General features: G+C 62.5%; 30 protein-coding genes. 10 read left to right on the top strand and 20 right to left on the bottom strand.

The features are described from left to right. Window positions 1-51: 51 nt before the first annotated feature. The 3 genes from rsmD to ACKJSM_RS03825 are packed head-to-tail and all read right to left on the bottom strand — an operon-like array spanning window position 52 to window position 3,495. Window positions 52-660, bottom strand: a complete 609-nt coding sequence (rsmD, locus tag ACKJSM_RS03835; RefSeq protein WP_410236662.1) for a 16S rRNA (guanine(966)-N(2))-methyltransferase RsmD — start codon at window positions 658-660, stop codon at window positions 52-54. Further along, entirely contained in the window at window positions 660-2,147 is a 1,488-nt protein-coding gene (locus tag ACKJSM_RS03830) for a M16 family metallopeptidase (protein ID WP_410236661.1), read from the bottom strand. The genes rsmD and ACKJSM_RS03830 overlap by 1 nt, the downstream gene beginning before the upstream one ends. Continuing rightward, window positions 2,140-3,495, bottom strand: a complete 1,356-nt coding sequence (locus tag ACKJSM_RS03825; RefSeq protein WP_410236660.1) for a M16 family metallopeptidase — start codon at window positions 3,493-3,495, stop codon at window positions 2,140-2,142. Before ACKJSM_RS03825 ends, ACKJSM_RS03830 begins: the two co-directional genes overlap by 8 nt. A gap of 607 nt (window positions 3,496-4,102) precedes the next feature. On the opposite strand from ACKJSM_RS03825, the gene ftsY reads away from it, so the two are divergent. From ftsY to rpoH, 4 genes are all read left to right on the top strand, one after another. Continuing rightward, window positions 4,103-5,584 carry a signal recognition particle-docking protein FtsY gene (gene ftsY, locus ACKJSM_RS03820; protein WP_410236659.1) on the top strand — a complete coding sequence of 494 codons (1,482 nt, stop codon included), beginning with the start codon at window positions 4,103-4,105 and terminating at the stop codon, window positions 5,582-5,584. Next, entirely contained in the window at window positions 5,581-6,252 is a 672-nt protein-coding gene (gene ftsE, locus ACKJSM_RS03815) for a cell division ATP-binding protein FtsE (protein ID WP_007953396.1), read from the top strand. The genes ftsY and ftsE overlap by 4 nt, the downstream gene beginning before the upstream one ends. Next, a complete protein-coding gene (gene ftsX / locus ACKJSM_RS03810; RefSeq protein WP_236178814.1) occupies window positions 6,249-7,274 on the top strand; it encodes a permease-like cell division protein FtsX in 1,026 nt (341 codons plus the stop codon). The genes ftsE and ftsX overlap by 4 nt, the downstream gene beginning before the upstream one ends. 115 nt (window positions 7,275-7,389) lie before the next feature. Then, entirely contained in the window at window positions 7,390-8,244 is an 855-nt protein-coding gene (rpoH, locus tag ACKJSM_RS03805; RefSeq protein ID WP_007953393.1) for an RNA polymerase sigma factor RpoH, read from the top strand. A gap of 70 nt (window positions 8,245-8,314) precedes the next feature. On the opposite strand, the gene mtgA is transcribed toward rpoH, so the two are convergent. Further along, window positions 8,315-9,037, bottom strand: a complete 723-nt coding sequence (gene mtgA / locus ACKJSM_RS03800; RefSeq protein ID WP_410236658.1) for a monofunctional biosynthetic peptidoglycan transglycosylase — start codon at window positions 9,035-9,037, stop codon at window positions 8,315-8,317. A 74-nt stretch (window positions 9,038-9,111) separates the two neighbouring features. On the opposite strand from mtgA, the gene ACKJSM_RS03795 reads away from it, so the two are divergent. The 4 genes from ACKJSM_RS03795 to trmB all read left to right on the top strand — a co-directional run bounded on the left by ACKJSM_RS03795 (window position 9,112) and on the right by trmB (window position 11,355). Then, the gene (locus ACKJSM_RS03795; RefSeq protein WP_410236657.1) at window positions 9,112-9,492 is read left to right on the top strand and encodes a DUF423 domain-containing protein; all 381 of its coding nucleotides are present in this window, start codon (window positions 9,112-9,114) and stop codon (window positions 9,490-9,492) included. A 72-nt stretch (window positions 9,493-9,564) separates the two neighbouring features. Next, window positions 9,565-9,765, top strand: a complete 201-nt coding sequence (gene thiS, locus ACKJSM_RS03790; protein ID WP_007953386.1) for a sulfur carrier protein ThiS — start codon at window positions 9,565-9,567, stop codon at window positions 9,763-9,765. Between the two features lie 60 nt (window positions 9,766-9,825). Next, complete coding sequence (locus ACKJSM_RS03785) at window positions 9,826-10,620, top strand: thiazole synthase (protein WP_236178817.1); 795 nt, start codon at window positions 9,826-9,828, stop codon at window positions 10,618-10,620. A gap of 9 nt (window positions 10,621-10,629) precedes the next feature. Continuing rightward, a complete protein-coding gene (gene trmB / locus ACKJSM_RS03780; protein WP_236178818.1) occupies window positions 10,630-11,355 on the top strand; it encodes a tRNA (guanosine(46)-N7)-methyltransferase TrmB in 726 nt (241 codons plus the stop codon). A gap of 52 nt (window positions 11,356-11,407) precedes the next feature. Here trmB and ACKJSM_RS03775 read toward each other — a convergent pair whose 3' ends face one another. The 10 genes from ACKJSM_RS03775 to ACKJSM_RS03730 all read right to left on the bottom strand — a co-directional run bounded on the left by ACKJSM_RS03775 (window position 11,408) and on the right by ACKJSM_RS03730 (window position 18,256). Next, complete coding sequence (locus tag ACKJSM_RS03775) at window positions 11,408-11,731, bottom strand: DUF3392 domain-containing protein (protein ID WP_011336381.1); 324 nt, start codon at window positions 11,729-11,731, stop codon at window positions 11,408-11,410. A gap of 19 nt (window positions 11,732-11,750) precedes the next feature. Beyond that, on the bottom strand, window positions 11,751-12,956 hold the full coding sequence (hemW, locus tag ACKJSM_RS03770) for a radical SAM family heme chaperone HemW (protein ID WP_410236656.1): 1,206 nt from the start codon (window positions 12,954-12,956) through the stop codon (window positions 11,751-11,753). After that, window positions 12,953-13,549, bottom strand: a complete 597-nt coding sequence (gene rdgB, locus ACKJSM_RS03765; RefSeq protein WP_410236655.1) for an RdgB/HAM1 family non-canonical purine NTP pyrophosphatase — start codon at window positions 13,547-13,549, stop codon at window positions 12,953-12,955. Before rdgB ends, hemW begins: the two co-directional genes overlap by 4 nt. Then, the gene (locus ACKJSM_RS03760; protein WP_236178821.1) at window positions 13,546-13,980 is read right to left on the bottom strand and encodes a DUF4426 domain-containing protein; all 435 of its coding nucleotides are present in this window, start codon (window positions 13,978-13,980) and stop codon (window positions 13,546-13,548) included. The genes rdgB and ACKJSM_RS03760 overlap by 4 nt, the downstream gene beginning before the upstream one ends. A gap of 26 nt (window positions 13,981-14,006) precedes the next feature. Next, complete coding sequence (gene metW / locus ACKJSM_RS03755; RefSeq protein WP_011336377.1) at window positions 14,007-14,627, bottom strand: methionine biosynthesis protein MetW; 621 nt, start codon at window positions 14,625-14,627, stop codon at window positions 14,007-14,009. Window positions 14,628-14,634: 7 nt separating this feature from the next. After that, complete coding sequence (locus ACKJSM_RS03750; RefSeq protein ID WP_410236654.1) at window positions 14,635-15,774, bottom strand: homoserine O-acetyltransferase; 1,140 nt, start codon at window positions 15,772-15,774, stop codon at window positions 14,635-14,637. Window positions 15,775-15,839: 65 nt separating this feature from the next. Continuing rightward, window positions 15,840-16,130: a DUF167 domain-containing protein gene (locus ACKJSM_RS03745; protein WP_207984225.1), complete on the bottom strand. Its 291-nt coding sequence runs from the start codon at window positions 16,128-16,130 to the stop codon at window positions 15,840-15,842. Continuing rightward, on the bottom strand, window positions 16,127-16,717 hold the full coding sequence (locus ACKJSM_RS03740) for a YggT family protein (RefSeq protein WP_085646972.1): 591 nt from the start codon (window positions 16,715-16,717) through the stop codon (window positions 16,127-16,129). The genes ACKJSM_RS03745 and ACKJSM_RS03740 overlap by 4 nt, the downstream gene beginning before the upstream one ends. Window positions 16,718-16,727: 10 nt before the next feature. Beyond that, a complete protein-coding gene (gene proC / locus ACKJSM_RS03735; protein WP_410236653.1) occupies window positions 16,728-17,546 on the bottom strand; it encodes a pyrroline-5-carboxylate reductase in 819 nt (272 codons plus the stop codon). A gap of 23 nt (window positions 17,547-17,569) precedes the next feature. Then, window positions 17,570-18,256 carry a YggS family pyridoxal phosphate-dependent enzyme gene (locus ACKJSM_RS03730; RefSeq protein WP_410236652.1) on the bottom strand — a complete coding sequence of 229 codons (687 nt, stop codon included), beginning with the start codon at window positions 18,254-18,256 and terminating at the stop codon, window positions 17,570-17,572. Between the two features lie 56 nt (window positions 18,257-18,312). On the opposite strand from ACKJSM_RS03730, the gene ACKJSM_RS03725 reads away from it, so the two are divergent. Next, window positions 18,313-19,347, top strand: a complete 1,035-nt coding sequence (locus tag ACKJSM_RS03725; protein WP_236178825.1) for a type IV pilus twitching motility protein PilT — start codon at window positions 18,313-18,315, stop codon at window positions 19,345-19,347. A gap of 48 nt (window positions 19,348-19,395) precedes the next feature. On the opposite strand, the gene ACKJSM_RS03720 is transcribed toward ACKJSM_RS03725, so the two are convergent. Beyond that, entirely contained in the window at window positions 19,396-20,013 is a 618-nt protein-coding gene (locus ACKJSM_RS03720) for a C40 family peptidase (RefSeq protein WP_410236651.1), read from the bottom strand. Between the two features lie 249 nt (window positions 20,014-20,262). Here ACKJSM_RS03720 and ACKJSM_RS03715 point away from each other — a divergent pair, with 249 nt between their 5' ends. Beyond that, a complete protein-coding gene (locus tag ACKJSM_RS03715) occupies window positions 20,263-20,697 on the top strand; it encodes an NINE protein (RefSeq protein WP_236178827.1) in 435 nt (144 codons plus the stop codon). A 35-nt stretch (window positions 20,698-20,732) separates the two neighbouring features. Here ACKJSM_RS03715 and ACKJSM_RS03710 read toward each other — a convergent pair whose 3' ends face one another. The 5 genes from ACKJSM_RS03710 to ACKJSM_RS03690 form a co-directional block, all read right to left on the bottom strand. Continuing rightward, window positions 20,733-22,004: a dihydroorotase gene (locus tag ACKJSM_RS03710; RefSeq protein WP_410236650.1), complete on the bottom strand. Its 1,272-nt coding sequence runs from the start codon at window positions 22,002-22,004 to the stop codon at window positions 20,733-20,735. Next, the gene (locus ACKJSM_RS03705; protein WP_007913665.1) at window positions 22,001-23,005 is read right to left on the bottom strand and encodes an aspartate carbamoyltransferase catalytic subunit; all 1,005 of its coding nucleotides are present in this window, start codon (window positions 23,003-23,005) and stop codon (window positions 22,001-22,003) included. Before ACKJSM_RS03705 ends, ACKJSM_RS03710 begins: the two co-directional genes overlap by 4 nt. Window positions 23,006-23,032: 27 nt before the next feature. Further along, a complete protein-coding gene (gene pyrR / locus ACKJSM_RS03700) occupies window positions 23,033-23,536 on the bottom strand; it encodes a bifunctional pyr operon transcriptional regulator/uracil phosphoribosyltransferase PyrR (RefSeq protein WP_410236649.1) in 504 nt (167 codons plus the stop codon). Window positions 23,537-23,617: 81 nt separating this feature from the next. After that, window positions 23,618-24,055 (bottom strand): Holliday junction resolvase RuvX, encoded by a 438-nt coding sequence (gene ruvX, locus ACKJSM_RS03695; protein ID WP_007953334.1) that lies wholly within the window; start codon window positions 24,053-24,055, stop codon window positions 23,618-23,620. Further along, the gene (locus ACKJSM_RS03690; protein WP_410236648.1) at window positions 24,055-24,627 is read right to left on the bottom strand and encodes a YqgE/AlgH family protein; all 573 of its coding nucleotides are present in this window, start codon (window positions 24,625-24,627) and stop codon (window positions 24,055-24,057) included. The genes ruvX and ACKJSM_RS03690 overlap by 1 nt, the downstream gene beginning before the upstream one ends. Window positions 24,628-24,662 lie beyond the last annotated feature (35 nt).

The following is a 24,662-nucleotide window of genomic DNA, read 5'->3' as shown; positions in this document are numbered from 1 at the left end:
TGCAGCGCAGCGAGCCTCGGCTGAGACCCGCCGCTTTTTCAGGCCGGTCGGTTAACCGGCATTCACTGCCATACGTTGCCACAACGCGTAGTACACCCGCCCGGATTTCTGTTCGCGGTGCAGGCGCCAGTTGCCCGGCAGGCCGAGGGTCGATGGCGCGGTTTCGCTTTCAGTGTAGATCCACGCATCGTCGGCCAGCCATTGGCGCTCTTCCAGCAGCGTGCACACGGCGGGCAGCAGGTTCTGGTTGAACGGCGGGTCGAGGAACACCAGGTCGAACGCGGTCGCGGTCTGGGTTTCCAGGTAGCGCAGCGCATCGGCGGTCTGTACGTGGCCGTTGGTGCAGCGCAGCGTGCCGAGGTGTTCTTTCAGGCTGGAGACCGCGACATGGCTGGCATCCAGCGCCTGGCCCATGGCCGCGCCACGGGATAGCGCTTCGAGAAACAGCGCTCCGCTGCCGGCGAACGGATCGAGCACCTTGGCCCCGGCAACGTAAGGCGCGAGCCAGTTGAACAGGGTTTCGCGCACCCGGTCTGGCGTCGGGCGCAGGCCCGGCGCATCGGGAAAGCTCAGCTTTCGGCTGCGCCATTCGCCGCCGATGATGCGCAACTGGTTCACACCATTGTGCAGTTTTTGTACAGGTTTCTTTGGACTGGCCATTAATGCTCCGGAACCCCGAGCGGCTGCTCGGCAGGTTTATCAGATGGGGCCGGTAACGGCTTTTGCGGCACGGTCGGGCCAGCGCTGACGATGACCAGTTTATCCGTGCTCAAGTGTTTGTTCAGGGCGTCGCGAACCTGCTCGACCGTGAGGCTCTGGGACTGACGCATGAAGTCGTCCAGATAGCTCAGCGGCAGGTTGTAGAAACCCATGGCGCCAAGTTGACCGACGATATCGGCATTGCTCGCGGTGGACAGCGGGAAGCTGCCGGCCAGTTCGCGCTTGGCGTCGTCGAGTTCTTTCTGGGTCGGGCCGGTCTTGAGGTAGTCGGCGAGCACGTCCTGCACCAGTTTCAGGGTGCCTTCGCTCATCTCCGCGCGGGTCTGCAGGTTGATCATGAACGGGCCGCGAGCCTGCATCGGGCTGAATGCCGAATACACGCCGTAGGTCAGGCCACGCTTCTCGCGCACTTCGCTCATCAACCGGGTGCCGAAGCCGCCACCGCCGAGGATCTGGTTGCCCATCGAAAGCGCGGCGTAGTCCGGGTCGTCACGGTCGATGCCCAGTTGCGCGATCATCAGGTTGGTCTGCTTCGACGGAAACTCGATGTGGCCGATGCCGGCTTTCGGCTCGGTCGGTTGCGCGACCTTCGCCAGTGCCGGGCCTTTCGGCAGTGCAGCGGACACCTGATTGGCAATCGCCTCGGCTTCGCTGCGGGACAGATCGCCCACCAGCGCGATCACCACGTTGCCGGCCGCATAGGCCTTGGCGTGGAACTCACGCAGTTGCGCCAGCGTGATCTTCGGCACGCTTTGCGCATTGCCGTCGCTGGAGTGAGCGTACGGGTGATCGCCGTACAGGCGCTTCATCAGCTCCAGGCTGGCGAGTTTGCCGGGGTTCTGTTTCTGGTATTCGAAACCGGCGAGCATCTGGTTCTTGATGCGCGCGAAGGAATCGGCCGGGAAGGTCGGTTTGCCCACCACTTGCGAGAACAGTTTCAGCGCCGGTTCGCGTTTGTCGGCAGCACTCAGGCTGCGCAGCGACGCGATGGCCATGTCCTTATAGGCGCCGTTGCCGAAATCCGCGCCCAGGCCTTCGAAACCCTGGGCGATGGCGCCGACGTCCTTGCCCGCCACGCCTTCGTTGAGCATGGCGTTGGTCAGCAGGGCCAGGCCCGGCGCGTTGCCGTCCTGGCTGCTGCCGGCGGAAAAGATCAGGCGCATGTCGAACATCGGCAGTTCGCGGGCCTCGACGAACAGCACCTTGGCGCCTTCGGCGGTGTTCCAGGTCTGCACGTCGAGCTTGCGGCTGGCCGGGGCCTTGCCGTCGAGTTCGGCCAGCGATTGCAGCTTCTGGCTGGACTTGGCGTTATCCAGCGCTTCGCTGGCCTTGGTGTTGTCGCTCGGCGCCAGATAAAACGCGGCGGAGCCGATGATGGCCACGGCGATCAGGCCGAGCAACAGGCGTGGGGTTTTGCGCTCACTCATGAGTCGTCTCCAGTGGCAGGACGTGGGCGACGCTGAGACGTTCGCGGGTGAAATACAGCTTGGCGGCGTTCTGGATGTCTTGCGGGGTGACGCTTTCCAGATCGGCCAGTTCGGTGTCCATCAGTTTCCACGACAGACCGACGGTCTCCAGCTGGCCGATGGCGGTGGCCTGGCTGGTGATCGAGTCGCGCTCGAAGACCAGGCCGGCGATGACCTGGGCACGCACGCGCTCCAGTTCTTCGGCGGACGGTGCGGTGGTTTTCAGCTGTTCCAGCAATTTCCACAGGCCGGCTTCCGCCTGGGCCATGGTCTTTTTCTTCTGGGTGTTCGGTGTGGCCGACAGAGTGAACAGGCTGTCACCGCGAGTGTAGGCGTCGTAGCTCGACGAACCGCCGGACACCAGTTCTTCGCCGCGTTCCAGTTGAGTCGGAATACGGCCGCTGTAGCCGCCGTCCAGCAGCGCCGAAATCAGGCGCAAGGCGTTGACCGAGCGTTTGTCTTCGGCAGTGGCGATGCTCGGGACGTTGAAACCGAGCATCAGGCTCGGCAGTTGGGTCTGTACGTGCAGGGTAATCTGGCGCTCGCCGGGCTCGGTCAGCTCCAGTGGTTTTTTCGCCGGCGGCACGTCGCGCTTCGGGATCGGCCCGAAGTAGCGCTGGGCGAGGGTCTTCACCTCGTCCGGGGTCACGTCGCCGACCACCACCAGCGTGGCGTTGTTCGGTACGTACCAGGACTGATACCAGTGGCGCAGCTCTTCGACCTTCATCCGCTCCAGGTCAGCCATCCAGCCGATGGTCGGGGTGTGATAGCCGCTGGCCGGGTAGGCCATGGCCTTGTAGCGCTCGTAGGCTTTGGCCATCGGCTTGTCGTCGGTGCGCAGGCGGCGCTCTTCCTTGATGACTTCGATTTCCTTGGCGAACTCGTCGGCCGGCAGGCGCAGGCTGGCCATGCGGTCGGCTTCCAGTTCGAAGGCCACGCCCAGACGGTCGCGGGCCAGCACTTGGTAATAAGCAGTGAAGTCGTCGCTGGTGAAGGCGTTCTCTTCGGCGCCGAGGTCACGCAGGATCAGCGAGGCTTCGCCGGGGCCGACTTTTTCGCTGCCCTTGAACATCATGTGCTCGAGGGCGTGGGACAGACCGGTCTGGCCCGGGGTTTCGTAGCTGGAACCGACCTTGTACCAGACCTGCGACACCACCACCGGCGCACGATGGTCTTCGCGCACGACGACCTTCAGGCCGTTGTCGAGGGTGAATTCGTGGGTCGGTTGCGGGTCGGCCGCCAGGGCCGAAAGGGGCAGGCAGACTGTGCTGAGCAGCAGGCCTGCAGCGCGGCGGGCTAGAGCATTCATTCGTTTTTAAACCTGTTGGGCTGCCCGCTTGGTCTTAGCGTCGGCGGGCGAGAGGTAGGGCGTGTCATCGATCATTACCAGTACCGCGCCGTGCCTGATAGTGTGCAGGGCAAGGCGCGAGGAGTGCGGTTTGGTTGTTCCAAATAAGCTCCGAGCAACGCAGCCCTGCACACTATCAGGCCCGGCCCTCCGGGTGGTGCCTGAAAACGGGCCATACTGCGTTGCAGTCCTTGGGAAGGAAAGCACATTCCCTGCGGCCTGCGCCTTGTCTGGCCCGTTTTCAGGCGGCCACGCGGTACTGGTAATGATCGATGACACGCCCTAGGATACTGATCCGTTTTACCGGCGACCACGCCTATCCGGTTTTGAAACCTGATCAGGTTGTATGGGTTTGCGGCAGAAGGCTTTGGTTTGTCAGCTAAACTATGCTTTTTCGCCGATTTTGCCGGCCAGTCCTTCATTAAAACGATTCCTTTGAGGTGCCGTTGGTGCCTCGACAAAATGTTGCGCGTGAACAAGCTGGGTGAAACACAGTCTGTTCTGCATCGAATATTTATTTGCCGGGGCGCCCCTGTGGCGCGTCGCTACCGTGAGATAGCCGTCCTCCATGTTTGGTTCCAACGACGACAAGAAGACCCCAGCTGCGGCTGGCGAGAAGAAAGGCCTGTTCGGATGGCTGCGCAAGAAACCGCAGGAACCCGTCGTCGAACAGCCGACTGCCATTCCTGAGCCGGCCCCTGCGCCCGCTCCCGTCATAGAAGAAGCGTCGGCACCGGTCGTGCTGCCGATCGCCGAGCCGGTGCTGCAACCGGTGGCCGAGGCCGATCCTGAAGCGCCGGCTGCCGCCGAACTGCCGCTGACCCCGGCCAGCGAGCCGTGGCTGACCTTGCCGGTGGCGGAAGAGCCAGTGGCGCTGGTCGAAGAGGCCGCGCCGCACGTTACGCCGCCGATTCCTGCGCCGGTGGCGTTCACGCCAGAGCCTGTTCAGGCGCCGGTGGTCGAAGCTGCTCCTGTGATTCCAGAGCCCGTGGTCGCTGCCCCGGTCGCCCCGATTGCCCCGATTGCCCCGATTGTAGAGGCGCCCGAGCCTACACCTGCACCGGTTGCGGTCGCGCCAGTCGAAACCCCGGTCGAACCACCGCGCACCGAGGAAACCAAGGCTGGCTTCTTCGCCCGTCTCAAGCAGGGCCTGTCCAAGACCAGCGCCAGTATCGGCGAGGGAATGGCCAGCCTGTTCCTCGGCAAGAAAGCCATCGATGACGATCTGCTCGACGATCTCGAAACCCGCCTGCTGACTGCCGACGTCGGCGTCGAGGCGACTTCGGTGATCATCCAGCGCCTGACCCAGAAGGTTGCCCGCAAGGAACTGGCCGATTCCGACGCCCTGTATAAATCCCTGCAGGCCGAGCTGGCGGCAATGCTCAAACCGGTCGAGCAGCCGCTGAAGATTGCTTCGCAGAACAAGCCGTTCGTGATTCTGGTGGTCGGCGTCAACGGCGCCGGCAAGACCACCACCATCGGCAAACTGGCGAAGAAACTGCAGCTGGAAGGCAAGAAAGTCATGCTGGCGGCCGGTGACACCTTCCGTGCCGCGGCTGTCGAGCAATTACAGGTCTGGGGCGAGCGTAACAAGATTCCGGTGATTGCCCAGCACACGGGCGCGGACTCGGCTTCGGTGATCTTCGACGCCGTGCAGGCCGCCAAGGCCCGCGGCATCGACGTGTTGATCGCCGACACCGCCGGTCGTCTGCACACCAAAGACAACCTGATGGAAGAACTGAAAAAGGTTCGCCGAGTGATCGGCAAGCTCGACGCCGACGCGCCGCACGAAGTGTTGCTGGTGCTCGACGCCGGCACCGGTCAGAACGCTATCAACCAGGCCAAGCAATTCAACCAGACCGTCGAACTGACCGGCCTGGCGCTGACCAAGCTCGACGGCACCGCCAAGGGCGGGGTGATTTTCGCCCTGGCCAAGCAATTCGGCCTGCCGATCCGCTACATCGGCGTCGGTGAAGGCATCGACGATCTGCGTACCTTTGAAGCCGAACCCTTTGTCCAGGCACTGTTTGCCGAGCGGGAGCGTTCATGATTCGTTTCGAACAGGTCGGTAAGCGCTACCCGAACGGTCACGTCGGCTTGCATGAGCTGAGCTTTCGAGTCCGTCGCGGCGAGTTCCTGTTTGTCACCGGCCACTCCGGTGCCGGTAAATCCACATTGTTGCGCCTGTTGCTGGCGATGGAACGTCCGACCAGTGGCAAGCTGCTGCTCGCCGGGCAAGACCTGAGCACCATCAGCAATGCGCAGATTCCGTTCCTGCGTCGGCAGATCGGTGTGGTGTTCCAGAACCATCAACTGTTGTTCGATCGCACGGTGTTCAACAACGTCGCGCTGCCGTTGCAGATTCTCGGGCTGTCCAAGGTCGAAATTGCCAAACGCGTCGATTCGGCGCTGGAGCGCGTGGCGCTGTCGGACAAGGCCGAGCTGTATCCTGGCGATCTGTCTACCGGTCAGCAACAGCGCGTCGGCATTGCCCGCGCCATCGTTCACCGTCCGGCCTTGCTGCTGGCGGACGAACCGACCGGTAACCTCGACCCGCGTCTGGCCGCCGAGATCATGGGCGTGTTTGAAGACATCAACCGTCTGGGCACTAGCGTGTTGATCGCCAGTCACGACCTGGCGCTGATCGCGCGCATGCGTCATCGCATGCTGACCCTGCAACGCGGCCGATTGATCGGCGACGGGGAGGCCGGCGTATGAGTGCGACACGTAGTCCGAAGGTTTCCGAGCGTGTGGCCCCGAAGGCCGCCGATCCGCAACCGCCAAAGAAGAAAAAGCACGACGATGACGACGGCCCGGATTTCGCCACGTTGTTCCGTGCCTGGGTCGAAAGCCATCGCGCCAGCTGGATCGACAGCCTGCGCCGTCTCGGCAAGCAGCCGATCGGCAGCTTCTTCACCTGCATGGTGATGGCGGTTGCGCTGAGTCTGCCGATGGGCCTTTCGCTGTTGCTGAGCAACGTTGAGCGTCTGGGCGGTTCGTGGCAGCGCGCGGCGCAGATCTCGCTGTACCTGGAGCTCGAGGCCAGTCCGGCTCAGGGCGAAGCGTTGCGTGATCAGATCAAAGGCATGCCGGGCGTAGCTGATGCTGAATATGTCGGCCGCGATCAGGCGCTGGAAGAGTTCCAGCAGCAGTCGGGCCTGGGCGAAGCCCTGCGCGAGCTGCCGGAAAACCCGCTGCCGGGCGTAGTGCTGGTGACGCCGAACGAGGTCGACAAGTCGACCCTGGAAGCATTAAGACAAAAACTATCCGAGCTGCCGAAGGTACAACAGGCGCAACTTGATCTAGTCTGGGTCGAGCGTCTGGCCGCCATCCTCAAGCTCGGTGACCGTTTCGTGTTCGGTCTGACGGTGTTGCTGGTTTCCGCATTACTTTTGGTGATAGGCAATACCATTCGTCTTCATATTGAAAACCGCCGCACCGAGATAGAAGTGATTAAACTCGTCGGCGGCACCGACAGCTATGTGCGTCGTCCCTTCCTTTATATGGGCGCGCTGTATGGCTTCGGTGCGGGGCTGCTGTCCTGGGGTGTATTGGCGTTCGGCCTGAACTGGCTGAACGACGCGGTGGTCGGGCTGGCCGGCTTGTACGGCAGTGATTTCGCACTGGCCGGTGTGCCAGTTGCCGACGGTCTGTCGCTCTTGCTTGGCGCGGTGCTGTTGGGTTATATCGGTGCATGGATTGCAGTCGCACGTCATCTCAGGGAGCTGGCGCCGAAGTAGAATCTTTTTTGCGCGTGATTGACCTTTCAGTGGTTAAGGAAACTTTCATTTGAGTTTCCGGTCAATTTTTCGCAATGCTGAAAAGCATGAGTATGTAAGTCGGAGGTTTTTCCGTATGTCCAATTCTTTGCAACCTGCGTATGCATTGGTTCCAGGCGCAAACCTGGAAGCCTACGTGCACACCGTCAACAGCATTCCATTGCTGACGCCGGAGCAGGAGCGTGAACTGGCCGAGAGTCTCTACTATGAGCAGGATCTGGGGGCGGCTCGGCAGATGGTGCTCGCCCACCTGCGGTTTGTCGTACACATTGCCCGTAGCTATTCCGGCTACGGTCTGGCTCAGGCTGACCTGATCCAGGAAGGCAACGTCGGCCTGATGAAGGCCGTGAAGCGTTTCAACCCGGAAATGGGCGTGCGTCTGGTGTCGTTCGCGGTGCACTGGATCAAGGCCGAGATTCACGAATTCATCCTGCGCAACTGGCGGATCGTGAAAGTCGCGACCACCAAGGCGCAGCGCAAGCTGTTCTTCAACCTGCGCAGCCAGAAGAAACGTCTGGCCTGGCTGAACAACGAGGAAGTCCACCGTGTGGCGGAAAGCCTCGGTGTCGAGCCGCGTGAAGTGCGTGAGATGGAAAGTCGCCTGACCGGCCATGACATGGCCTTCGACCCGGCTGCCGAAGCCGACGACGACAGTGCTTTCCAGTCGCCGGCCAATTACCTGGAAGACCACCGGTACGACCCGGCGCGTCAACTGGAAGATGCCGACTGGAGCGACAACTCCAATCACAACCTGCACGAAGCGCTGGAAGTGCTGGATGAGCGCAGCCGTGACATCCTCTACCAGCGCTGGCTGGCAGAAGAGAAAGCCACGCTGCACGACCTGGCGCAGAAGTACAACGTGTCGGCCGAGCGGATCCGTCAGCTCGAGAAGAGCGCGATGAACAAGCTCAAGTTGTCGATTGCCGCGTAACCGGTAGTCCGGCAATAAAAAACGCCCCGATCAGTGATGATCGGGGCGTTTTTGTTTGCCTGTCAGAAAGTCATTGGGCCCAGGGCGCCCGGCGTGAATCATCGAGTGTCAGCAGGTAGCTGTCGCCACCCAGCTGGCTCATCTGCTGGCGAATCCAGCCGGCTCGACGTGACACGTAAGCGGTCGGATGACTGGCGCTCCAGACCCGCGGATTCGGCAGCACCGCCGCCAGATAACTCGCCTGCTGCCGCGACAGCGACCTGGCGCCTACGCCAAAGTGATGCCTCGCTGCCGCTTCGGCGCCAAACACGCCGTCATCCCACTCGACGCTGTTCAGGTACACCTCGAGAATCCGCTGTTTGGGCCAGAACACTTCGATCAGCGCAGTAAACCAGGCCTCCAGGCCCTTGCGCAGATAGCTGCGGCCCGACCACAAAAACAGATTCTTCGACACTTGCTGGCTCAGGGTGCTGGCGCCGCGAATCGAGCCGCCGAGTTCGTTGTGGGCCAGTGCGGCCTTGATCGCACTCAGGTCAAACCCCCAGTGCTCGGGGAATTTCTGGTCTTCGCCGGCAATCACCGCGACCTTCAGGTCATCGGAGATCTCGCTCCACGGCTTCCAGGTGCGTTGCAGGTCGATCGGCTCGCCGTCGACCCAGGATTCGATCTTGCGCTCGACCATCAGCGCCGTGAACGGTGGCGGCACAAAGCGAAACACCAACACCAGCAATACGCTGCCGCCTGCAAACCAGAGCAGAGCCTTCGTGAAACGACGGAGAAATAAACGCAGCATAGAGATGGCTTGGCCGAACCGGTTGAGCGGGCCATTATACAGACCCTGCCGATCGAGTCTGACTGGAGTTCTACATGCTGCGTAGCTTTCTGATGCTGGCTGCCTTCTTTGGTTTCACCGGCGTCGGCCTCGGCGCATTCGCCGCTCATGGCCTGAAAAACCGCCTGACCCCCGAGTACCTGGCGATCTTCCACACCGGCGTCACCTATCAGCTGGTGCACGCACTGGCGCTGTTCGGCGTGGCGCTGCTGGCCAAGCAGGTTCAGGGTCGGTTGATCGCCTGGGCCGGGATTTCGTTCAGCGTCGGCATCCTGCTGTTCTCCGGCAGCCTGTACTTGCTGACCACCCTCGGCATCGGCAAGCTCGGCATCATTACCCCGTTCGGCGGTCTGGCATTCCTGATTGGCTGGCTGTGCCTGGGGCTGGCCGCCTGGCGCCTGTATCCAACCGCTTGACGCATGGTGCTGACCTTTAGGTCATGATCGGGCTAGAATGCCACCCCCTAAAAAGTGATGGCGGCGTTGCGCATGCGCATTCAGTTGAACGGTGAATCCTTTGAACTGCCCGACGGTGAAACCGTTGCGGCCCTGCTGACCCGTCTGGATCTGACCGGACGCCGCGTCGCGGTCGAGCTCAATCTGGATATCGTCCCGCGCAGCCAGCATGCCGACACCACGCTCAATGACGGCGACAACGTCGAAGTGGTGCACGCCATCGGCGGCGGCTAACCGTCCGGCCTGCATGGGCCGAGAATTCTGCAAGACCCTCACCCCAACAGAGGATTCCCCATGAGCATCGTTCGTAGCGACAAGCCTTTCGTTCTGGCCGGTCGTACTTACCAGTCGCGTTTGCTGGTCGGTACCGGCAAGTACCGTGACATGGAAGAAACCCGTCTGGCCATCGAAGCCTCGGGTGCCGAGATCGTCACCTTCGCCGTGCGCCGCACCAACCTGGGCCAGATCGAAGGCGAGCCGAACCTGCTCGAAGTGCTGTCGCCGGATCGCTACACCTTCCTGCCGAACACCGCCGGTTGCTACGACGCGGTCGAAGCCGTGCGCACCTGCCGCCTGGCCCGTGAGCTGCTCGACGGCCACAACCTGGTGAAGCTGGAAGTGCTGGCCGACCAGAAAACCCTGTTCCCCAACGTGATCGAAACCCTCAAGGCCGCCGAAGTGCTGGTCAAGGAAGGTTTCGACGTGATGGTCTACACCAGTGATGACCCGATCATCGCCCGGCAACTGGCAGAAATCGGCTGCATCGCGGTGATGCCGCTGGCCGGCCTGATCGGTTCGGGCCTGGGGATCTGCAACCCTTACAACCTGCAGATCATCCTCGAAGAAGCGAAAATCCCGGTGCTGGTGGATGCCGGTGTCGGCACCGCTTCCGACGCCACCATCTCCATGGAGCTGGGCTGTGACGCCGTGCTGATGAACTCGGCCATCGCCCACGCCCAGCAGCCGGTCATGATGGCCGAAGCCATGAAACACGCGATCGTCGCGGGCCGCCTGGCCTACCTCGCCGGCCGCATGCCGAAAAAACTCTATGCCAGCGCCTCTTCGCCGCTGGATGGTCTGATCAAGTAAGAGCTATTGATGACTGAATCGAACGACACGCCAATCCAGACGGAAGAAGGCGACGAGCGCCAACACCGCCGCATCAAGAGTTTCGTGATGCGCGCCGGGCGCATGACCGAAGGCCAGCAGCGCGGCCTGGATCAGGGCGCGCCGAAGTTCGTCCTGCCGCTGGCCGATGCGCCGGTGGATTTCGACCAGGTGTTCGGCCGTTCCGCGCCGCGTTCGCTGGAGATCGGTTTCGGTATGGGCCACTCGCTGCTGGAAATGGCAGCCGCTGCGCCGGAGCAGGATTTCATCGGTGTCGAGGTTCACCGTCCGGGTGTCGGCGCGCTGCTCAACGGCGTGCTGACTCAGGGCCTGACCAACCTGCGGGTCTACGATTGCGACGCGATCGAAGTGCTCAACCGCTGCATCGCCGACAACAGCCTTGATCGCCTGATGCTGTTCTTCCCGGATCCGTGGCACAAGAGCCGTCACCACAAGCGCCGCATCGTTCAGGCGTCCTTCGCTGAACTGGTGCGCAGCAAGCTGAAGGTTGGCGGCATTCTGCACATGGCCACCGACTGGGAACCGTACGCCGAGTACATGCTGGAAGTGATGAGCGTCGCTCCGGGCTATCGCAACCTCGCCGAAGACGGCAAATGCGTGCCCCGTCCGGCCGAGCGCCCGATCACCAAGTTTGAACGCCGCGGCGAACGTCTTGGGCATGGCGTGTGGGATCTGAAGTTCGAAAAGCAGTCGTAAGTATTGCGCAGTGATCGTTCCCACGCTCTGCGTGGGAACGATCGCGTGAGAGTTAGCGGCGGTCGGCAACTACACCAATCAACACCAGCACCACCAACAACACTGGCGCCAGGCTGTAGTTGTTGAACTGGCTCAGTCCCTTCACCACCCAGGGCGTGGCGTAGATCAGCGCCGCGCCGCTGCCGATCATGCACAGCAGGGCCATCAGCGGAACGCGCAGGGCGCCGGCGATGCTGCCGAGGCGTTGCTCGACCCAGCCCTTGAAGTCGGCGCCGAACAGCACCAGCAGACAGCCCACCAGTGCCAGAGCAATTTCCGAGAGGTTGCTGCGGCTCCAGCGGGACACGGTGGCGAGCAGGTCGAGTATCAAATCCATGCGGTTTCCTTAAGAGCGGTCAGCTCAGAAATTTCTGCAGCAAGTCGTTGAGGAACAGTTGTCCGCGCTCGGTGGCCGCCAGACGTGACGGTTCGACCTGCAACAGACCGCTTTGTTCGGCCTCGCGCCGGTGTTCGTCGAGGCTCTCCAGCGGCAGGCCGGTGCGCTCCGGGTACAGGCGCGATTCGACGCCGGCGGTCAGGCGCAGGGCGTTCATCAGGAATTCGAACGGCATTTCGTCATTGGTCAGGGCTTTCTCGCCGGCCTGGAAACTTTTGGCCGGGTTGAGGTAGTCCTTCGGCAGGCGCGTCTTCCAGGTGCGCACGATGCGCCCGTCCGGATGGCTGAGTTTGCCGTGGGCGCCGGCGCCGATGCCGATGAAGTCGCCGAAACTCCAGTAATTGAGGTTATGCCTCGCCGGGCGACCCGGTTGGGCGTAGGCGGAGACTTCGTACTGCGCGTAACCGTGTTCGGCCAGCAGTGCCTGTCCGGCCTCCTGAATATCCCACAGGGTGTCGTCTTCCGGCAGCACCGGCGGCTGGTTCCAGAACACGGTGTTCGGCTCCAGCGTCAGCTGATACCAGGAAATGTGCGTCGGCTTCAGTTCGATCGCCTGGCGCAGATCGCTCAGCGCATCGTTCAGCGATTGGTCCGGCAGGCCGTGCATCAAATCGAGGTTGAAGTTATCGAACCCGGCCTGACGCGCCATGCCGGCTGCGCGCACGGCTTCGTCGCCGTTGTGGATGCGGCCGAGGGCCTCGAGTTTTTCCTGCTGGAAGCTCTGGATACCGATCGACAGGCGATTGATCCCCAGTTTGCGGTAGGCGACGAACTTCTCTTGTTCGAAGGTCCCGGGGTTGGCTTCCAGAGTGATTTCGATGTCATCGGCAAACGGGATGCGCCGTTTCACGCCTTCCAGCAAGCGGCCCAGCGCTTCGGCGCTGAACAGGCTCGGCGTGCCGCCGCCAAAGAAGATCGAACTCAACTCACGGCCATACACCGCGTGCAGATCCTGATCGAGGTCGGCCAGCATCGCGTCGACGTATTCCTGCTCCGGCAGCACCGGGCTGGCGGTGTGGGAGTTGAAGTCGCAATACGGGCATTTGCGCACACACCACGGGATGTGGATGTACAGCGCCAGGGGCGGCAGCGTCGGCAGCGGCGCCCGAGGCGAAGGGGCGGCGCCGCCGATGATCAGCGACGACGCGCAGGAGCTGTCGGTCATTTCAAGCCCAGACGCTGGCGCAGCAGATCCATTGCACGGGCGCGGTGGCTGATCTGGTTCTTGTCGCTCGGGCTCAGCTCGGCGCTGGACACGTTACGCTCCGGCACCCAGAACAATGGGTCGTAGCCGAAACCGTGTTCACCGCTGGCAGCGGTCAGGATGCGCCCGTGCCACAGGCCTTCGCACAGGATCGGCAGTGGATCGTCGGCGTGACGCACCAGCGCCAGCACGCAGACGAACTGCGCGCCGCGCTCGGCTTCCGGTACATCCTTCAAGGCGTCGAGCAATTTGGCATTGTTCGCCGCGTCGCCCTTGCCGTCGGCGTAGCGCGCCGAGTAGATGCCCGGCGCACCGCCGAGGCAGTCCACCGCCAGACCCGAGTCGTCGGCCAGCGCCGGCAGACCGGAAATGCGCGCGGCATTGCGCGCCTTGAGTATCGCGTTCTCGACGAACGACAGGCCGGTTTCTTCCGGCTCCACGCTGCTGAACTCGCCGATCGAGCGCAATTGCACCGACTCGCCGAGCATGGCCTGGAGTTCCTTGAGTTTGCCGGCGTTATGGCTGGCCAGTACGAGTTGCTTGAGATTGATCATTGGCCAGGGAAAAGCTCTTGGTTGAAATTGAGGGTGTTGATCTTGTCGCCGGTCTGCACCTTGATTTCAAAGGTGCGGGTTTCCTGCTGCTCCACCGGGTACTGGGCGATGTAGTAGATCGCGCCCTGTTCGGTGATCTGGCGGAAAGTCAGCGGCACGCTCTGGCTGGTCAGGTCCTTGACGGTGCCGGTGACCTGGGCGATCAGCGGCTTGCCGTCCTTGATCACCGAGACATTGATCACGCCCTGGTTCTTGCTGCGGATCAACTCGGCAGCCTTGGCGATGTCCGGCGTCAGGAAGGTGGAGTTGAAGGTGTTGTAATGCACGGTGACATCACCGAACACTTCCTTGCGTTCGCTCTTGATGGCATCGGCGGCCACGGCCGACAGGCTCAGGCAGGTGGCCAATAGCGCGGTAATCAAGCGTCCCATGTTCGTTCTCCTCGCAATGTCGTGGTTCAGACCGCGATTCTGTGATCCGCAAGCCCCGGGCTGCTGACGCGGTAGATACCGATCTCACCTAACAGATTAGGCCATAGCTTACTGGCCCACCCGTGGCGGTGCTGTTGATCCACGGCAAGCCGATCAATGACCTTCGCCTCACGTTCGCGACAAAGTTCTTCAAAGTCTTCGAAGGTGCAGAAGTGAATGTTCGGCGTGTTGTACCAGGTGTACGGCAGAAATTCCGACACCGGCATCCGGCCCTTGCTCGCCAGGTACCAGCGGCAGCGCCAGTGACCGAAGTTAGGGAAGGTGATGATGCACTGGCGCCCGACCCGCAGCATTTCGTCGAGGATCTTGTCCGGGTAATGCACGGCCTGCAGGGCCTGGGTCATCACCACGATGTCGAAGCTGTTGCTGGCGAAGTTGCCCAGGCCCTTGTCCAGGTCCTGCTCGATGACGTTGATGCCCTTGGCCACGCACTCGGCGATGTTGTCCGGGTCGTTTTCCAGGCCGTAGCCGGTGACCTGCTTGTGGTCGCGCAGCCAGGTCAGCAACTCGCCGTCACCGCAGCCGAGGTCGAGCACGCGGCTGCCGGCGGGGATCCATTCCTGGATGATTTCCAGATCAGCTCTCATGGCTTTCTCACAACGTAATGCGGTTCATGTAATTGCCGAACGCCTGCAAATAACGCGGGATCGGAATCAGGAAGGCGTCGTGGCCCTGTGGCGCGTCGATCTCCAGGTAGCTGACGTCCTTGCGCGCGGCCATCAGCGCGTCCACCAGTTCCCGCGAGCGGGCCGGGGAGAAGCGCCAGTCGGTGGTGAACGACATCACGCAGAATTTGGCTTTCGCACCTTCGAAGGTTTTCGCCAGGTCATCGTTGAAGTTCGCCGCCGGATCGAAGTAGTCCAGCGCCTTGGTCATCAACAGATAGGTGTTGGCATCGAACCGCCCGGAGAACTCTTCGCCCTGATAACGCAGGTAGCTTTCGACCTGGAACTCGACACTGTGGAAGTCGTAGTTGAGCTTTTCGCTCTTCAGGCCACGGCCGAATTTCTCGCCCATGGAGTCGTCGGACAGGTAGGTGATGTGCCCGACCATCCGCGCCAGCATCAGGCCGCGCTTGGGGATCACACCGTGTTCCTGGAACGAGCCGCCGTGGAATTCCGGGTCGGTGAGGATCGCCTGGCGCGCCACTTCGTTGAAGGCGATGTTCTGCGCCGACAGCTTGGGGGCCGAGGCGATGGCCAGGCAGTGGCGCACGCGATCCGGATACGTGATGGTCCATTGCAGCGCCTGCATGCCGCCGAGGCTGCCGCCGATCACCGCGGCCCACTGGCCGATGCCGAGCCGGTCGGCCAGGCGTGCCTGGCTGTGTACCCAGTCTTCCACGGTCAGTACCGGGAAGTCGGCGCCGAACGGCTTGCCGGTTTCCGGGTTGAGGCTGCTCGGGCCGGTGGAGCCGTTACAACCGCCGAGGTTGTTCAGGCTGACCACGAAGAACTTGTTGGTGTCGATCGGTTTGCCGGGACCGATGCAGCTGTCCCACCAACCGGGTTTGCGGTCGTCGACGCTGTGGTAGCCGGCGGCGTGGTGGTGGCCGGACAGGGCGTGGCAAATCAACACGGCGTTGCTCGCTTGCGCGTTCAGCGTGCCGTAGGTTTCGTAGATCAGGTCATAAGCGGCCAGCGAACGGCCGCAGGCCAGGGCCAGCGGATCGCTGAAGTGCGCCGTTTGCGGCGTCACCAGACCAACAGAATCGGGGGGAAAGGCAGCTGGCATCGACCCTGCTCTCGTTGAAATGAGGCGTAAGTCTAAAGACCGGTGGGGTTAGCGGCAAGCAACGATCAGGGGCGGCAGAGCCCCGGCAGATCCGGCAGCTTTTTCGGTGCGCTGATGCGCACTCGCTTCTGCCGGTTCAACTCGCCGCCGATCAGGCTGACCTGACTCTTGGAGACCCCAAAAGCCTTGGCCAGAAACCCCATCAGGTACGCATTGGCCTTGCCCTCGACCGGCGGCGCGGTCAGGCGGATTTTCAGGCGATCACCGTGCAGCCCGCAGAAATCGTCGCTGCGGGCGGCCGGTTGCAGGTGACACTCCAGAATCAGGTCGTCACCGTCCCAGCGAAACCAGCTCACATCAGCAGGCGCAGGATTTCCGGCATCATCGTCATCGCCGCAAGGTTATTGATCACCAGCATGTCGATCAGCTTCAGCACGAGGAAGGCGAAGATCGGCGACAGGTCGAGACCGCCGAGATTCGGCACGATGCGGCGGAACGGCGCCAGCGCCGGTTCACAGATCTGGTTTACCAGCTCGGCGCCCGGATTGTGGCTGCCCGGTGCGACCCAGGACAGGATGATGCTGATGATCATGGCCCAGAAGAAAATCTTCAGGAACAGCGCCGTCACGCCGATCAGCGACCAGATCAACAGTTGCAGCGGGTTGCCGGTGGTGCCGTAGGTCAGCAGCAGGGTCAGCGCCATCAGCGCCAGTTGCACGAGGATCGCCAGTACCAGCGACGACATGTCGAGGCCGAACAGGCTCGGGATGATCCGGCGCAGTGGCTTGAGCAGCGGCTGGGTGGCCTTGACCACAAACTGGCACAGCGGGTTGTAGAAGTTTGCCCGTACCAGTTGCAGGACGAAGCGCAGCAGCACGATCAGCAGGTACAGGCTGCCGAGGGTTTGCAGCACGTAGACCGCTGCGGTGTTCAATCCAATCATGTAAGGCTCCTTATTTGCCCAGTTGTTCGGCCATTTCGGCCGAGCGGTGCGCGGCGGCGCCGAGTGCTTTTTCCACCAGGGCTTCGAAGCCACCGGCCTGGAACGATGTGATCGCAGCTTCCGTGGTGCCGGCCGGCGAGGTCACGCGGCGGCGCAGTTCCGCGGCGTCGACGTCACTGGACACCGCCATGTGCGCGGCGCCCAGCGCGGTCTGCAAGGTCAGTTGCTCGGCGGTTTCCTTGGGCAGGCCGAGTTTGACGCCGGCGGCGGTCATGGCTTCGATCAGCAGGAAGAAGTACGCCGGGCCAGAGCCGGAGACAGCGGTGACCGCGTCCAGTTGCTGCTCTTCGTTCAGCCACAGGGCGATGCCCACGGCGGACAGCAGTTCTTCAGCCTGTTGGCGTTGTTCGGCGCTCACGGCGCCGGTGGCGTACAGGCCGCTCACGCCCTGACGCAGCAGTGCCGGGGTGTTCGGCATGCAGCGCACGATCGGCTGCTCACCCAGCCAGGCAGTCATGCTGGCGCAGGTGATGCCGGCGGCGATCGAGACCACCAGTTGATTCGGTTTCAGGCTCGGGCGAATCGCTTCGCACACAAGCTTCATGGCTTGTGGCTTGACCGCCAGTACCACCACGTCAGCGCCGTCGATGGCCTGAGCGTTGTCGGCGAAGGTTTCGATGCCGTGTTCGGCGCTGACTTTGGCGCGGGTTTCTTCACCCGGATCGCTGGCGCGGATGTGTGCAGCTTCCAGACCCTTGGCCCGCAGGCCGCCGATCAGGCTGGCGGCCATGTTGCCGGCACCGATAAAGGCAATACGTGTGTTGCTCATGTCAGGTCCTTATCTGGAAATGTTCAAGAATGGGAATAGTCGCGGGCGCCGAACAGGGCCGTACCGATACGGACCCAGGTCGCGCCCTGGGCAATGGCCGACTCGAGGTCATGGCTCATGCCCATGGAAAGTGTGTCGAGCGGCAGATCGAGGCTGGCTTGCAGCTTCTGAACGGCGGCGAATGCCGCGTCCTGCTCGGCGCGATCATCAGTCGGCTCGGGAATCGCCATCAACCCGCGCAGTTTCAGGCGCGGCAGGGCGCTGATGGCCTGGGCCAGGGCCGGCAGGTCCTGCGGGGTGCAGCCGGACTTGCTGGCTTCACCGCTGACGTTGACCTGAATGCAGATGTTCAGTGGCGGCAGATCCGCCGGGCGTTGTTCGGACAGGCGTTGGGCGATTTTCAGACGATCCACGGAGTGCACCCAGGCGAAATGCTCGGCAATCGAGCGGGTCTTGTTCGACTGAATGGGGCCGATGAAGTGCCAGATCAAGGGCAGATCGGCCAGTTCGAGCTGTTTGCCCAACGCTTCCTGCAGATAGTTCTCGCCGAAATCACGCAGGCCGGCGGCGTACGCTTCGCGCAGGGCTTCGGCCGGTTTGGTCTTGCTCACGGCCAGCAGCTGGACGCTGTTTTCATCGCGTCCGGCGGCTTTGGTCGCTGCCTGGATGCGCGAACTAACGTGGAGAATGTTGTCTGCTATCGTGGACATCAAGAGGCGCCAGCGGTCTGAAGGTTCGCGGCATTCTACTGGAATTGAGGGACGCTATGGATATCACTGAACTGCTGGCCTTCAGCGCCAAACAGGGGGCTTCCGACCTGCACCTGTCGGCCGGGCTGCCGCCGATGATCCGCGTGGATGGCGATGTGCGGCGGATCAATCTGCCGGCGCTCGATCACAAGCAAGTGCACGAGCTGATCTACGACATCATGAACGACACCCAGCGGGTGGACTTCGAGAAACATCTGGAAACCGACTTTTCCTTCGACGTCCCCGGCGTGGCGCGCTTTCGGGTCAACGCGTTCAACCAGAACCGTGGCGCCGGGGCGGTGTTCCGGACCATCCCGTCAAAAGTGCTGACCATGGAAGACCTGGCCATGGGCGACGTCTTTCGCAAGATCACCGATGCGCCGCGCGGACTGGTGCTGGTGACCGGGCCGACCGGCTCCGGCAAGTCGACGACACTGGCGGCGATGATCGACTACCTCAACACCCATCGTCATCACCACATCCTGACCATCGAAGACCCGATCGAATTCGTCCACGAATCGCGCAAATGCCTGATCAATCAGCGTGAAGTCCACCGCGATACCCGCAGTTTCGCCACCGCGTTGCGCTCGGCACTGCGCGAAGACCCGGATGTGATCCTGGTGGGCGAGATGCGCGATCTGGAAACCATCCGCCTGGCGCTGACCGCGGCCGAGACCGGACACCTGGTGTTCGGCACCTTGCACACGACTTCGGCCGCCAAGACCATCGACCGGGTGGTGGACGTGTTTCCCGGCGATGAGAAGTCCATGGTGCGTTCGATGCTCTCGGAGTCATTGCTGGCCGTGGTGTCGCAGACGCTGATCAAGAAGATCGGCGGCGGCCGAGTGGCGGCGCACGAGATCATGCTGGGCACGTCGGCGATCCGTAACCTGATCCGCGAGGACAAGGTGGCGCAGATGTATTCGGCGATACAGACCGGCGGCTCGCTGGGAATGCAGACACTCGACATGTGCCTGAAGGATCTGGTGACCAAAGGCTTGATCAGCCGCGAACATGCACGTGAGAAGGCGCGTACGCCGGATAACTTCTAGGCAAAAAAAATCGCAGCCCGTGGGCTGCGATTTTTTTTGCCTGAGCAATCAGCGCTGAACGACGCGCATCTGCCCCTGTTCTTTCGGCAATACGCGTTTGGCTACCACGTAGTGTTTTTGCCAGTACGGCTTGTTCAGTGTGTCGATGCTCACCGACTTGCCGCGCCGTGGCGCATGGATGAAGCGGTCGTTGCCCAGGTAGATGGCAACGTGATTGACCCGACGGCTCTTGATGTTGAAGAAAATCAGGTCGCCCGGTTTCAGGTCCTTGCGTTCGACTTTCTCGCCGTGACCGCTGGCCATGGCGTTCGAGGTGCGTGGCAGGTCGAACGTGGCGTCGTTGAACGCGTATTTCACCAGACCGCTGCAATCGAAGCCTTTACTTGGGCTGCTGCCGCCCCAACGGTATGGCGTACCGAGGACGTTTACCGCGCGACTCAGGACATTGCTGCTTTCCTTGGTCGCCATCGGTGGTACCAGCTTGCTGCGGCCGGTGCTGCTCAGCGTGGTGTGTTTGACCTGTTTGCCTTTGTTCGAAGGAGCAGAGGCATGGGATTTGGGGGTGAAACCGTTAACGTTGGGAAGACGTTGCTCACGATTGGTGGCGTGGGCGGCCAGTGGCATTAATAGGCAAATGGTTAGCCATGTCTTGAAAAATGGACGCATTAGGCAGGGCTCTTGGTGTGTTAGCGCGCAACTTTATAACAGCTTTTTTGTCACTTCCGAGGCCGTTGGTCGATTCATTCGGACGCCAACGGAACCCAATAAGCGGCAAAAAGACGCCATTGTCGGACAGACGTCCGGTGTTATAAGGCTTTGACGGGACACACGGTAGCATTTGCCATACGTCGGCTACCTGTAAAAAAGTCACAAAGAATTAAAGAATATTTATCTATCGCGAGTATCGAGGTCTTAATGAACAGCTATCAGCTGCCCCGTGTGAAGGAAAAAGACACCCACAGCAAGGTGATCGGTTACCTGTTGTGGATTTTCGGTTTCACAGGCTCTCACCGCTTCTATTACGGCAAGCCGGTGACCGGCACGATCTGGTTTTTCACCTTCGGGTTGCTGGGGATCGGCTGGCTGATCGACCTGTTCCTGATCCCGGCAATGGATCGCGAAGCCGACCTGCGTTTCGCGGCGGGCCCTATCGAATACAACGTGGCGTGGATTCTGCTGACCTTCCTCGGCGCGCTCGGCGTACACCGGATGTATCAGGGCAAATGGATCAGCGGGGTCGTGTACCTGCTGACCGGTGGGTTGTTCTTTCTGGGGGTGCTGTATGACTTCTGGACGCTGAACGATCAGGTGTCGGTGCGTAATGCCGAAGGGCGGGGCGCCTTTCAGTAAGTGATGGCGAGGGAGCAGGCTCCCTCGCCATTTTTTTACGCCTGATGGCTGATTCGGCCATCCACCAGCGTGTAACGCACCACACCCGGCAGGCTATGGCCGAGGAACGGGCAGTTCTCGCCCTTCGACAGCCAGGTTTCGCCGGCAACGGTCGAAGCCTTCGGATCGAACAGCACGATATCCGCCGCGCCACCCACCGCCAGTTTGCCCGCCGGCAGGCGCAGGGCCTCGGCCGGGCCGGCGCTCAGGCGGGCCAGCAGGGTCGGCAGGTCCAGCAGACCATCTTCGACCAGCGTCATCGCCAGCGGCAGCAGCAGTTCGACGCTGCTGATGCCGGGCTCGGTGGCGCCGAATGGTGCCAGTTTGGCATCGCGCTCATGGGGCTGGTGATGGCTGGAGATCGCCGAGACCACCCCGGACTTCACCGCTTCACGCAGACCATCGCGATCCGCGCGGGTACGCAGCGGCGGTTGCACGTGGTATAGGCTGCTGAAGTCGATCAGCGCTTCGTCCGTCAGGATCAGCTGATACAGGGCGACATCCGCCGTGACCTTCAAACCACGAGCCTGGGCCTGGGCAATCAGGGCCACGCCGCGAGCACTGGTCAGCTGGCTGAAGTGTGCGCGCACGCCGGTCTGCTCGACCAGCAGCAGATCCCGGGCCAGGGCCACGGTTTCAGCGGTTTCCGGGATGCCCGGCAGGCCGAGGAAACTGGCGGTGGCGCCTTCGTGGGCCAGGCCGCCGTCGGCCAGGTCGTGATCCTGCGAGTTGAAAATCACCGTCAGGTCGAAGGTCGCCGCGTAATCCAGCGCCCGGCACAGGGTGCGGGTGTTGCGGAAGCTTTCGAGGCCGTTGCCGAACGCTACGCAACCGGCGTCACGCAGGGCAACCAGTTCTGCAAGCTGTTCGCCATCCAGGCCTTTGCTCAGCGCGCCGATCGGGAACACCTTGGTGTTGCCGGCCTCGCGGGCGCGGTCGAGGATCAGCTCGGCCACGGCGGAGGTGTCGAGCACCGGTTTGGTCTTCGGCGGGCAGCACAGGCTGGTCACGCCACCGGCCGCTGCGGCGCGGGTTTCGCTGGCGATGGTGCCTTTGCGGCTGTAGCCCGGTTCGCGCAGGGCAACGTTCAGGTCTACGAGACCTGGAGCGGCGACCAGGCCTTGGGCGTCGATGGTTTCGACGGCGATGAAACCGGCCGGTGCAGCGCCGAGAGCGACGATCTTGCAGGCTTCAACGTGAATATCGGTGACTTGATCCAGGCCGCTGCTTGGATCGATGACGCGGGCGCCGAGAATGCTGAGCTTCACTGGGCGTTCTCCTGCTCGAATTGGCGCTGGGCAGTCTGACCGCTCATGGCCATGGACAGCACGGCCATACGGATCGCGATGCCGTAGGTGACTTGATTGAGGATCACCGAGTGCGGGCCGTCGGCCACCGCCGACTCGATCTCCACGCCACGGTTGATCGGCCCCGGGTGCATGACGATGCAATCGGGCTTGGCGCCGGCCAGGCGCGCGGTGGTCAGGCCGAACAGGCGGTAGAACTCGCCTTCGCTCGGCAGCAGGCCGCCGGTCATGCGCTCACGCTGCAGGCGCAGCATGATCACCACGTCGACGTCTTTCAGGCCTTCGGTCATGTCGGTGTAGACCTTCACGCCGTACTGCTCGATGCCGATCGGCAGCAGGGTTTTCGGCGCGATCACGCGGATGTCCGGGCAGCCGAGGGTCTTCAACGCCAGCATGTTCGAGCGCGCCACCCGCGAGTGCAGGATGTCGCCGACGATGGCCACCGAGAGGTTCTCGAAACCGCCCTTGTGACGGCGGATGGTCAGCATGTCGAGCATGCCCTGGGTCGGGTGGGCGTGCCGGCCGTCGCCGCCATTGATGATCGCCACCTGCGGGCAGACATGTTCGGCAATGAAGTGCGCCGCGCCCGAGTCACCGTGGCGCACGACGAACATGTCGGCGGCCATGGCTTCGAGGTTGCGCAGGGTGTCGAGCAGGGTTTCGCCCTTGCTGGCCGACGAGGTCGACACGTTCAGGGTGATCACGTCCGCCGACAGCCGCTGGGCCGCCAGTTCGAAGGTGGTGCGGGTGCGGGTCGAGTTTTCGAAGAACACGTTGCACACGGTCTTGCCGCGCAGCAACGGGACCTTTTTCACGGCCCGGGCACCGACTTCGAGGAACGAGTCGGCGGTGTCGAGGATTTCCGTCAGCAACTCGCGGCGCAGGCCGTCGAGCGAGAGGAAGTGGCGCAGCTGGCCCTGATCATTGAGCTGCAGCGGGCGCTTGGTATCTAGAGGCGTCATCGCGAGGGGGACTCTCAATAGGGCGGATTAAAGGGCAAGGTCTTGCAGTTCGAGGGCCAGCTCCGGGCCGGACAGCTTGACCCGCTCGTGGGCGGCCAGCGACAGGGTCGCGCCGACCACGTTCGGGCGGATCGGCAGTTCGCCGGCGTCCAGGTCCAGCAGGCAGACCAGCGTCACGCTGGCCGGGCGGCCGTAGTCGAACAGTTCGTTCATGGCGGCGCGGATGGTCCGGCCGCTCATCAGTACGTCGTCGATCAGCACCAGATGCTGGCCTTCGATTTCGAAGGGCAGGGCGGACGGGCGCACTTGCGGGTGCAGGCCGTTCTGGCTGAAGTCGTCGCGGTAGAAGGAAACATCCAGCGTGCCCAATGGCGCATCGCTGCCCAGCGCTTTGAGCAGGGCCTGGGCGACCCAGACGCCGCCGGTGCGGATGCCGATGTAACGCGGTTCGCTGATACCACGCTGGGCAAGGTGCGCCTTGAGGCGGGTCGCCATCTGGCTGATCAGATCGGCGGGATTGGGCAGGCTCATGGTTGCTCCTTCTCGGGGTCGAGCCGGTTCTCGCGAACCAGGGCTCGGGTTGTAACCAAAAGAAAAGCGCCGTAGCGCTTGTCAGGATTCAAATAGTGCGGTGTTTTCGTCGAGCCAGCCTTGCAGCAGCAGGGCGGCGGCGATTGCGTCCACCGGGTTGTCGCGGTAGCTGCCTTTCTGTCCGCCGCGCACCAGTCGCTCGCCCTTGGCTTCGAAGGTCGTCAGGCGTTCGTCGTGGGTATAGAAAGGCAGGTTGAAGCGGCCGTTGAGACGGCGGGCGAATTTCTCGGCGCGGGCGCACATCTCGCTTGGGGTGCCGTCCATGTTCAGCGGCAGGCCGACCACCACGGCGTCGGGTTTCCATTCCTTTATCAGGGCTTCGACCTGATTCCAGTCCGGCACACCGTTTTGCGCCTTCAAGGTGCACAGTTCGCGGGCCTGGCCGGTAATCACCTGGCCGACCGCCACGCCGATCTGTTTGGTGCCGTAGTCGAAGCCGAGGATCAGGCGCAGGGCCATCAGGCGTGTCCTGCCTGGCTGGTCAGCAGGCTGAGGTTGATCCCCAGGTGCCTGGCCGCCGCTTCCAGGCGCAGTTCGCTGCGGGTGTTGAACAGGATGTCGGCGTCGTACGGGCAGGTCAGCCAGGCATTGTCGGCCAGCTCGGCTTCCAGTTGTCCCGCTTCCCAGCCGGCATAACCGAGGGTGATGACGCTTTTGGCCGGGCCCACGCCGTCGGCGATGGCGAACAGCACGTCCTGCGAGGTCGACAGGGCCAGATCGCCCTCCAGCTCGACGGTGGCCTGGAACGTCTTGCCCGCCGGGTGCAGGACAAAACCGCGATCAGTCTGCACCGGGCCGCCGATGAAGATCGGCACATGCTGGCACAGCGCTGGCGGATCGATGTCCGGGCGCAATTGTTCGAGGATGTCGGCCAGATTCAGCTCTTGCGGTCGGTTGACCACCAGCCCCATGGCCCCATTGGCCGTGTGCTCGACGATGTAGGTCAAGGTGTGGGCAAAGTTCGGGTCGGCCATGTGTGGCATGGCGATCAGGAAGTGATGCTTGAGGTAGCTGGGGCTGACGTTTTTCATGTGCGCTAGTGTGGCGTTCGGGGGGCGAACTGACA

The organism is Pseudomonas sp. PHC1 (assembly GCF_046487845.1).
GTDB classification, from domain to species: domain Bacteria; phylum Pseudomonadota; class Gammaproteobacteria; order Pseudomonadales; family Pseudomonadaceae; genus Aquipseudomonas; species Aquipseudomonas sputi.
Note: the sequence above shows the minus strand (reverse complement) of the source record. Positions and strands in the feature narration are given on the sequence as shown.